The organism is Antarctobacter jejuensis, assembly GCF_052266595.1.
Lineage (GTDB): Bacteria > Pseudomonadota > Alphaproteobacteria > Rhodobacterales > Rhodobacteraceae > Antarctobacter > Antarctobacter jejuensis.
In genome coordinates this window covers 166452-175933 of the sequence record NZ_JBQQXJ010000010.1, presented here as the reverse complement: position 1 = coordinate 175933, position 9482 = coordinate 166452, and the positions used below count along the sequence as shown (strand labels likewise).

At 61.0% G+C, this 9482-nt stretch carries 8 protein-coding genes and 1 pseudogene; 2 read left to right on the top strand and 7 right to left on the bottom strand.

Annotated elements, in window-relative coordinates; genetic code table 11:
• Positions 1 to 129: 129 nt before the first annotated feature.
• A pseudogene (locus ACTXGA_RS15870) lies at positions 130 to 201 on the top strand (transposase); the annotation flags it as partial.
• Positions 202 to 268: 67 nt separating this feature from the next.
• Entirely contained in the window at positions 269 to 397 is a 129-nt protein-coding gene (locus ACTXGA_RS15865; protein WP_443395302.1) for a hypothetical protein, read from the top strand.
• A 179-nt stretch (positions 398 to 576) separates the two neighbouring features.
• On the opposite strand, the gene ACTXGA_RS15860 is transcribed toward ACTXGA_RS15865, so the two are convergent.
• The 7 genes from ACTXGA_RS15860 to ACTXGA_RS15830 all read right to left on the bottom strand — a co-directional run bounded on the left by ACTXGA_RS15860 (position 577) and on the right by ACTXGA_RS15830 (position 9372).
• Positions 577 to 2091 carry a malonate--CoA ligase gene (locus tag ACTXGA_RS15860; protein ID WP_443395300.1) on the bottom strand — a complete coding sequence of 505 codons (1515 nt, stop codon included), beginning with the start codon at positions 2089 to 2091 and terminating at the stop codon, positions 577 to 579.
• Positions 2092 to 2095: 4 nt separating this feature from the next.
• On the bottom strand, positions 2096 to 3352 hold the full coding sequence (locus tag ACTXGA_RS15855; RefSeq protein ID WP_443395298.1) for a malonyl-CoA decarboxylase domain-containing protein: 1257 nt from the start codon (positions 3350 to 3352) through the stop codon (positions 2096 to 2098).
• 159 nt (positions 3353 to 3511) lie between these two features.
• On the bottom strand, positions 3512 to 4903 hold the full coding sequence (locus ACTXGA_RS15850; RefSeq protein ID WP_443395296.1) for an FAD-binding oxidoreductase: 1392 nt from the start codon (positions 4901 to 4903) through the stop codon (positions 3512 to 3514).
• Positions 4904 to 4974: 71 nt separating this feature from the next.
• Positions 4975 to 5502, bottom strand: a complete 528-nt coding sequence (locus tag ACTXGA_RS15845; protein ID WP_443395294.1) for a TRAP transporter small permease — start codon at positions 5500 to 5502, stop codon at positions 4975 to 4977.
• Between the two features lie 54 nt (positions 5503 to 5556).
• A complete protein-coding gene (locus ACTXGA_RS15840) occupies positions 5557 to 6531 on the bottom strand; it encodes a TRAP transporter substrate-binding protein (protein WP_443395292.1) in 975 nt (324 codons plus the stop codon).
• 23 nt (positions 6532 to 6554) lie between these two features.
• Positions 6555 to 7838 carry a TRAP transporter large permease gene (locus tag ACTXGA_RS15835; protein ID WP_443395290.1) on the bottom strand — a complete coding sequence of 428 codons (1284 nt, stop codon included), beginning with the start codon at positions 7836 to 7838 and terminating at the stop codon, positions 6555 to 6557.
• Positions 7839 to 7842: 4 nt separating this feature from the next.
• Positions 7843 to 9372, bottom strand: coding sequence for an amidase (locus ACTXGA_RS15830; protein ID WP_443395288.1), 1530 nt, complete (start codon positions 9370 to 9372; stop codon positions 7843 to 7845).
• Between the last annotated feature and the right edge of the window lie 110 nt (positions 9373 to 9482).

Here is a 9482-nt window from a genome sequence, read left to right as displayed (position 1 = left end):
CTCAAAAATCCCATGTCGATCACTCCATATCTCCCCGACCAAATCCGTCGGGGCAACGTGTTCACATGGGTCAGTTCTCAGTGAAAATCTGGGGGGCTACCGGGTCACTTCTCAGCGGAAATCAACAGGGCACGTGATTTTGCAGCTTGGTTGGGGCTGGTGCCACGACAGCACTCGACCGGTGGCAAACAGCAGCTCGGAGCCACAACGACCCTCTCGTGACATCGCTTCACGATGCACTACCGGGCAAGGGATGGGCGAGCGAACCTTGCGACGCCTACTGATCATCGGCGCTAACAGCGTGATCATCAAACGCCATGGTCACGCCGCAGCCCGACCGGGCACATGGCTGGTCGCCATGCATTATCCCGATGACGCCACCAGCCCGTCATCGTGAAACAGCCGGGAAAAACAGCTTCCGGCGGTCCAAGGGTGGGGAGCAGCGCTGTAGGGGGCAGTTCACAACGAGTATGTTAATTAATGCCAGATTCTGTCCAAACGATGGGGAGTAGCTCAGATCACACAAAAACCTGACCGCAAGAACGAAGGTGCGGGATTTCACCGGGACGGCGGTGGTCAGGCCTTGAACATGCCATTGAATTCCTCGCGCAAGACGTTCTTCTGAACCTTTCCCATCGTGTTCCGCGGCAGCGTTTCGAGAACGACCAGCTTGCGGGGCAGCTTGAAACTGGCCAGTGACTGACGTGCCGCTGCCATTATCTTTTCGATGTCCGGCGTCGCGTCATTCCTTGGCACAATCACACCCAGCACCGTCTCGCCAAAGTCCGGATGAGGAACCCCGATCACGGCGCTCTCCAGAACACCGGGTTGATCGTCCAGAACCAGTTCAACTTCCTTCGGGTAGATGTTGTAGCCGCCGGAAATTATCAGGTCCTTGTTGCGCCCGACGATGTGCACATAGCCATCCTCGTCGACCTTGCCTAAGTCGCCTGTGATGAAGAACCCATCTTCGCGCAACTCGGCCGCCGTTTTCTCCGGCATCTGCCAGTAACCCTTGAAGACATTCGGCCCGCGCACCTCGATCTGACCAACTTGGCCATGTGGCAGGCTCTCACCCGTGTCGGGGTCGGTGATCTTGAGCTCTACACCGGGCAGCGGAAAGCCAACCGTTCCCGCGCGGCGTTCGCCGTCATAGGGGTTGGAGGTGTTCATGTTGGTTTCGGTCATGCCATAGCGTTCAAGGATACGGTGGCCGGTGCGCTCTTCGAACTGGACATGGGTCTCTGCCAGAAGTGGCGCGGACCCGGACACAAACAGACGCATGTGCGACGCCAAATCCCGGGTGAAACGCGCATCGTTGAGGAGGCGGGTGTAGAACGTTGGCACACCCATCATGGTCGTCGCTTCCGGCATCCGGGCAATGATCTGATCGAGGTCGAATTTCGGCATAAAGATCATGCTGCTACCGGCAGCCAATGTGACGTTGGTGGCAACGAACAGCCCATGGGTGTGGAAGATCGGCAGCGCGTGAAGCAGAACGTCGTTCGCCGTGAAGCGCCATTCCTCCACCAGTGTGCGCGCATTCGACAGCAGGTTGTTTTGCGTCAGCATCGCACCTTTCGAGCGCCCGGTGGTGCCTGATGTGTAGAGAAACGCCGCCAGATCCTCGCTGTCGCGGTCCACGGTGGCAAAGCTTTCCGGCAAGGTTCCGGCCTTGTCCATGAGGGTGCCGCTGCCATCGGCATTCAGGGTCTCAATCTGCGCGCCAAGGGTCCCTGCCAGTTGACCCAACGGTTGTTCGCTTTTCATGTCGCAAACGATCAGAGACGCGCCACTGTTCTCGATGAAATAGCTCAACTCTTCGACCGTATAGGCGGTGTTGAGCGGCAAGAAGACCAAGCCTGACTGCGCGCAGGCCGCATAAAGCGCCAAGGCTTCCGCCGATTTTTCCACCTGAACCGCCACGCGGTCGCCGGGCATAAGGCCCATCGCGACCATCCTGTGGGCGATCTGCGCGCTCATCTTCAAAAAGCGATCATGGGTGATGACCTGACCGTCCGAAAGATACAGAAACGGCGTGGTCTTGCCAGCGTGGGCGCCGAACAATGCGTCGTATAATGGGTTCGCCATCGCGTTACCTTTCGCGTATCGGATCAAAGTCTGCGGACTTGGCCAGCGCTGTGACATCCGGTTTGGCCATCACGGCCCGAGAGGTTTCAAAGACCTCATGGTTCTGCTCAACGCGCGACAGGTCGTAGAGATAATTGACCATGGCACCGCCGGATCGGGCCATTCCCTGCTCCGAGGTATCGGCCGCCGCATGTACGGCGTGAACAACCGCTCCATTGCCAAGGTGAAAGCGCGCAACCGGATCGAAAGGCGAACCGCCGCGATCTTTGGCATTCAGCAGATAATGCGCCGCCATCGCGCGCATCTTCTCCGGTTCCTGAGTGGGCATTTCAAAACCTTCCTGCTTGGCCCATGCGGCAAGGCCGGGAATGGGTGAGAGGGTCACAAAGGTCTTGATCCCGGGCAGTTCCGAGGAAAGATCAGAGGCCACCTGCTTGATCAACGAATTCCCAAAGGAGATGCTGGCCAGCCCCTTCTGGCAGTTGGAGATCGAGTAGAAAACCGCCGTGTCGGCGTCATGTGCCGTAATCGGCGTGCGGTCCTCGGTCAAAAGGGTCTGAATTGAGCGTGGAACGCCCTTGGTCAATGCCACTTCAACAAAGATCAGCGGCTCATCAGGCATGGACGGATGAAAAAAGGCAAAGCAACGCCGGTCGTCGGGCTTGAGCCTGCGACGCAGATCCTCCCAAGAGGCGATTGCATGAACGGCCTCGTAGGCAATGATCTTTTCAAGGATATGCGCCGGGCTTTCCCAACTGATCGGCCGAAGCACAAGGAAACCTCGATTGAACCAGGACGCGAAAAGATGGCGGAAATCGAGGTCGAGCGCTGCAAGCTGAGGTTCCTGCGCCCCCAAACGCAAGAGTTCAGCCCGTAGCCGCACCAGTTGGCCGGTCGCTCCGGGCACTCGGTTCAGTCGGCGTATCAATTCCTGCCGACGCGGCTCGGCCGCCGTCAAAAAAGCGCGATAGGTCTGTTTCGATGGTTCGCGTTCATAGGCATCGAGCGTTCTGCGCACGCCTTCGGGGTCAATATCCAGCGCGGTTGCGATGTGGCGGAAAAACTCCAGCTTCTGCTGATCGCTCAGGGTCTCGAAACGCGACAGGATCTCGCTTGCAAGTGCAAGGCCAGACATTTCGCCTGCGGTGCCCACCAATTCCTCAGCCAGTTCCACCAGCGGACGGTTGCCAAGTTGAACGGACGCCGCAGTCCTGTAGCGCCGCTCAAACACAGTCGACAAAAGATCGGCTAACAGTGTCATTCAAAGAACTCCATGGATGGAACTACCTCTCTTTTTCAGACCGTTATGCAGACACCATCGGCTAACAGCCCTCTGGCCCAAACAGCGCCCCTGCGCCATATCTGCACCCCGCATCCAAGGCCAATGGGCATCGCTGGGGTGCCCCGAACACTGGCCCGGCTAGGCATCACCAATATCGACCGTCTTGCCCGGGTTCATGATGTTCTTCGGATCAACCGCACGTTTCAAAGTTGCCATAAACGCATAGGCCGCGCCGTGCTCTTCGGCCATGTAACCCTTCTTGCCGGTGCCAACGCCGTGCTCTCCGGTGACGGTGCCGCCAAAAGACAGGGCGACATGGTTCACCTCGGACGCCAGGGACTTGGCGCGTTTCAGTTCGTCGGGGTCGTTCGGGTCGATCAGGATCATGAGATGGAAATTGCCGTCTCCCACGTGACCGACGATGGGGGCAATCATGCCAGAGGCGGCGACCAGTTCCTTGGACCGCGAGATACAGTCGGCCAGCGCTGAAATCGGCACGCAGCAATCGGTGATCAGACCTTCGCAGCCTTGGCGCAGCGATTTCCCGGCATAGTAGGCGTTGTGCCGTGCGGTCCACAGCCGGGTGCGATCTTCGGCCTTGGTGGCCCACGCAAGGCCCGACACACCGAACTCCTCACCGACGCTTTCGAACATCTCCACCTGCTCTTTCACGCTGGCGTCGGACCCGTGAAATTCGAGAAACAGATGCGGTTTTTCCGGCAGGTTCAGATCGGGGTTAAAGATGTTCATCCCCTGCATCTGGACCTCGTCCAGCAATTCAATCCGCGCCATCGGGATGCCCATCTGGATGGCCATGATCACCGCGTTCACGGCGTCATCGACAGTCTCAAAGGAACAGGTTGCCGCCAGAATCGTGTCGGGCTGGCCGAACAGGCGCACTGTCAGCTTCGTGATGATGCCAAGGGTGCCTTCGGAACCGACGAAGAGGTGTGTCAGGTCATACCCGGCCGAGGATTTGCGCGCCCGCGACCCGGTCTCGATGATGGTGCCGTCGGGCAGCACAACCTCCAGCGCCAGAACGTTTTCCCGCATCGTGCCGTAGCGCACGGTATTGGTGCCCGAGGCCCGTGTGGCGGCCATCCCGCCCAGCGTCGCATCGGCGCCGGGATCGACCGTGAACATCAGCCCCGTGGCGCGCAGTTCATCGTTGAGTTGCGTCCGCGTGACGCCGGGCTGGACGACGGCGTCCAGATCGCTTTCGTGAACGTCGAGGATCTTGTTCATGCGGCTGGTATCGACGCTGATCCCGCCGTGAATGGGGATCACATGCCCCTCCAGCGATGTACCGATGCCGAAGGGAACGACCGGAACCGCGTGGCGCGAACAGATCTGCATGATCGCGGAGACTTCTTCGGTGGTTTCGGGAAAGACCACCGCGTCCGGCAAGGCAGGCTCGGAATAGGCCTCGTCCCGGCCATGCATTTCCAGGATGGACTCGCCGGTCGACAGGCGCTCGCCCAACAGGTCTTTCAGGTCAGAGATGGCTTGAGCGGTCGTATCCGCGGTCATGAAAGGGGCCTCCGGAGTGTGGTGGTGGATGACAGGTTGATCGGCCCATTCCAAAACCGATCACACCGATCTCAGTCCAATTGCGATTCGGTGGCCTCGGTCGCGTCGTCGCCTGCCCATCTGGCCGCCAGGTGCAGCAGGATGATGATCATGGCAATCGGCACAGACATGGAAATCCAGACCATCGGAATACCCAGCGTGTCGGCGGTCAGGCCGGATTGGCGGGCCAGATAACCCTTGGCAAAGCCGCCGCGCAGGCCAATGAAGCAGAAATAGACGACCGGCAGAACGAAGGTCAGAACCGCGGCACTGTGGATCGCTTCGGCAAGGTAGTTCAGCAGGTGAGGCCGCTCAGGCGCGACGCTTTGCATTAGCACCGCGTCCGAGCGTGTCTTGAACGACAGGGTGGCGCCCAGCAGCCCGGTCCAGACCATCGCATAGCGGGCGACGTCTTCGGTCCAGATTGGCGGGGCGGAAAACACGTAGCGGGCAATGATCTGCAACACCACGGTCAGGAACATGAGGCAGACGGCGAAGACGGCGGCCCCTCGTGCGACGCGGTGAACGCTGTTGCTTGCTGCGATGATGGCATTGCGCATGTGTCATATCCTGCCGAAGGAGCCGGACCTCGTCAAAGGTCCGGCGATTGCGGGTCAGCGGTTGGAGTCGGACAATTCGGTCCAGACTTTCACATCCTCGGAAGGCATCAGGCCGGAATCGTAGACCGGCTTGGACGCCTCGCGGAAGACCGCGCGTTCTTCCGGGGTCAAACGCTGGACGGTCACGCCCTTTTCTTCCAGAGCGGCAAGGCCACGTTCAGAGGCTTCTGCCAACCACGCGCGGGCCGCTGCATCGGCCGTTTCGACGGCGCTGTCCACGGTGGCCCTGTCGGCCTCCGACAACCCGTCATACCAGTCCTTCGAGACCAGAACAGCGCGCAGCGGAATGATCACACCGGCATCCGAGAAGTTCTTGACGAAATCGGTCTGGCCGAACATCACCGGCACGAAGGGCGAGTTCAGGTAGCCGTTGATCACGCCGGTTTGCAGACCCGCAGGCACTTCGCCCCACGGCACGATGGTGCCGCTGGACCCCCAAGCCTGGTACATGGCGATCTGCGCATCGTCGAGCGCGCGCATCCGCAGGTCCGACATGTCGGCGGGCGAGCGGACAACCGCGTCGGTGGTGATGATGCCCGACAGCGGCCCAAGCGGCGCCAGCGCCAGCACGACCACATCCTGATCGGCCAGCTTTTCGTTGACTTGGTCTAGGACCTTGCCCGCCTCCAGCACACGGTCCATGTGGTCGATATCGTCGAAGATATACGGCAGACGGACGCCATAGATGAACGGGTCGACCTGCGCGATGGCGCGCACATCCGACAGCGATACTTCAAGCAGCCCGGTCGACACCTGGTCGAACTTCTCGGCTTCGTTGCCGACCGCGCCGCGCGGCAGCTCGCGGACGTCAATCCCGGCTTCGATCAGCGCCGCCCCGAACGCATGCGCCCAGTTGTAAGAGCCGCTGGTGTCCAGATCCGGCGCGCTGTCCAGGGCGATCTTGACTTCCGCGCTGACGGCTGTGGACATCGCCAGCAATGCCGCCAGTGAGAGTGCTTTGAGTTTCATGATTTCCTCCTCCTTTTTCGATTCTAATTGACTGAGAAACCGAGCAGGCGCGGCAATGTGAGGGAAATCGCGGGCCAATAGACCAGCGCCATCAAAAGCATCACCTGAACGACAATGAAGGGCAGGGCTGCATAGGCCAGCCGCCAGTAGTTGAGATTGGTTAGCGCCGAGACGACTACGAGGCACTTGCCCAGCGGCGGCGTGATCAACCCGACACACAGGTTGAAACACAGGACGATACCCAGCTGGATCGGGCTGATGCCCTGTTCCAGCGCTTGCGGCGCGAAAAGCGGAATAAGCAGTGTCAGGGCAACCGGCGTGTCCATGAACATGCCCGCGATCAGGAAGATCGCGACAAGGAAGAAGAGATACTTCGTGCCGGTCAGCCCGAAGCTATCTACCCAATCTGCCAGGGCGCTCGACCACCCCAGTTGCCCGGCCAGGTAGCCAAGCACCGAAATCGCGGCAAGAATGATGAAGATCGTGCCGGTCATCTTGGCCGTTGCTTCGACCGCGTCAAAGATCATGCGCAGGGACAGACCCTTGTAGAACTGGCCCGCCATCAGCGCGACAAGCACCGCGATGGCCGACCCCTCCGTCGGCGTCGCCAGACCAAAGACCAGCGACCCAAGGATCACCACCGGCAGGCAAAGCGCCGGCGCCGCGTTGAGCAGGCTGGGCAGGAACGGCGGCAGATCGTCCGACTTTCCGCCGGGATGTCCTTTGACGGCGGCAATCCCTGCATTCAGCGCCATCAGCGACGCGGCCAGCAGCAGGCCCGGCACCACGCCCGCGATGAACAGTGCGGCCACAGATGCACCGGTCAGGCCGCCATAGATGATCATGATGATCGAGGGCGGAATGATCGGCCCGATCATCGACGAGGCCGCCGTGATGGCCCCCGCATAATAGGGGTCGTATCCGCGCGCTTTCATCTCGGGCACGAAGGTGCGTGACAGGGCCGCGCTGTCCGCGATGGCCGAGCCCGAGATCCCCGCAAAGAACACGCTGGTCAGGATGTTGACATGGCCCAGCCCGCCGCGAAAGCGACCGACGATGGACATGGCAAAGTCGATCAGGCTGCGGGTGACGCCCGCGCGGCCCATGATCTCGGCCGTCAGGATGAACAGCGGCATCGCCATGAAGGCAAAGACGTCGAGTTGTGCAAAGATGCGCTGCGGCAGGATCGACAGGAACTGGCTCTTGTCCAACGCCACAAAGGTCAGCACCGAAACGGCGCCCATCAGATAGGCAAAGGCCGTTCCGCTGATCAGCAGTACGATAAAGATGATCGGGATCAGGTACATGGGTCTACACCGCCGTTCGCATTGTGGCCGTCTCGGTCCGGTCCGTGCCGTTCACGATGGGCGGGTGGGTCACGATGGACCGCAAGTCGATCTCAGGTGGCGCAAGGCCCGCCATGTCAGGGCAGGGTCGCGCGGTTTCCGCGTCGGCGGCAAAGAAGGTCTCGACCGCCTTGGCGGTGGCCAGCATCGCTTCGTCACTGCGGACTGGCCCCAGCAGCTGTAGCCCAAACGGCATACCGTGGGGATCGCGACCGCAAGGCAGCGTGATCGATGGCCCGCCCGCCAGCGATCCGCGATAGGTCAGCGCCAGCCAGCGGTAATAGATGTCCATGCTCTGTCCCTCGATCTCCGTGGCATGGCCTTGGGTCCATGGGAACGGCGACACCGGCGCCGTGGGCAGCAGGATCACGTCGACATCCCGCATCACCGCATTGAACCGGCGCAGGATGCGCGTCTGTTCGGCATGGGCCCAGGCCCGGTCAGCCAGCGACATGGACAGCCCCAGTTCGACATTGGTCGCAATATCGGGACCAAATGCGTCGGGGTCGGATTTGATAACCTCGCCGAAAGCCGAGACAAAGCTTTCGGCCCGCAGGATGTCAAAACAGCGGTCCATGTCTCCAAGCGCCAGATCCACTGCGCGGCAGTCCTGAACATGCGGCGCGATCTTCTCGACACGCGCGCGGAACGTCGCCCGAATGGCGGGGTCCACCGGCGCGCCGCCGAAATCCTCACTGAAACCCACGCGCAGGTTTGAGAGATCGACCGCCGGCAGCGTCGCAAAACGGTCCGGCGCGGCCGGTGAAGACAGCGGATCGTCGGCGTCAAACCCTTGGCAGACCCGCAACATCAGAACCAGATCATCCATCGTGCGCGCCATCGGACCCAGCACCGAAATGCCCGACCATCCCAATGGCCGCGTCGGATGGGCAATGACGTCGACGGACGGGCGATACCCGACGATACCGCACAGTGCGGCAGGCAATCTCAGAGACCCGCCAGTGTCCGACCCAGTGCAGAGCGGCAAAAGGTCCGCTGCAAGGGCCGCCGCCGCCCCCCCCGAGGAACCGCCAGCGATCAAATTGGCGTCAAACGGGTTGCCCGTCGCGCCCCAGACCGGGTTGCGGCTGTTGCCGCCAGCACCGCATTCGGGAACATTGGTCTTGGCCAGAATGATCGCCCCCGCCGCGCGCAGTCGCGCCACCATGGGCATATCGTCCTGTGGACGGTTGGCGCGCATCCGCGGACTTCCATGGGTGGTCAGCAACCCCTTGGTGTCCTGAAGATCCTTCACACCAACCGGCAATCCGTCCAGCGGCCCCTTGGGCGTTCCGGCCCGCCACCGGCCTGTCGCCTGAACCGCCTCTCCGACCGCACGTTCCGCGTCGATTGCGGTCAGGGCGTTCACCTTGGGATTGACCTGTGAAATCCGCTCCAGACAGGCCGCCAGATACTCACTGGGCGTCAGCCTGTGATCCGCGAACCGCTGCAAAACCTCGTGGGCGGACAGGGCCATCAGTGCAGCCGCTCTCATACGCTCACCCACGATGCGCCAAGCGCGATCGAACCTGCCATCGTAATCCCTCCCCAGATAACGATTTCGGTTATGATAAGGCGGATCAAAGACAAGGAATATTGAATATT

Bases quoted from the DNA above. Each gene is read 5' to 3' on its own strand.
- ACTXGA_RS15850 (WP_443395296.1), bottom strand. From the start codon at position 4,903: ATGACCGCGGATACGACCGCTCAAGCCATCTCTGACCTGAAAGACCTG.
- ACTXGA_RS15845 (WP_443395294.1), bottom strand. From the start codon at position 5,502: ATGCGCAATGCCATCATCGCAGCAAGCAACAGCGTTCACCGCGTCGCA.
- ACTXGA_RS15855 (WP_443395298.1), bottom strand. From the start codon at position 3,352: ATGACACTGTTAGCCGATCTTTTGTCGACTGTGTTTGAGCGGCGCTAC.
- ACTXGA_RS15860 (WP_443395300.1), bottom strand. From the start codon at position 2,091: ATGGCGAACCCATTATACGACGCATTGTTCGGCGCCCACGCTGGCAAG.
- ACTXGA_RS15840 (WP_443395292.1), bottom strand. From the start codon at position 6,531: ATGAAACTCAAAGCACTCTCACTGGCGGCATTGCTGGCGATGTCCACA.
- ACTXGA_RS15830 (WP_443395288.1), bottom strand. From the start codon at position 9,372: ATGAGAGCGGCTGCACTGATGGCCCTGTCCGCCCACGAGGTTTTGCAG.
- ACTXGA_RS15835 (WP_443395290.1), bottom strand. From the start codon at position 7,838: ATGTACCTGATCCCGATCATCTTTATCGTACTGCTGATCAGCGGAACG.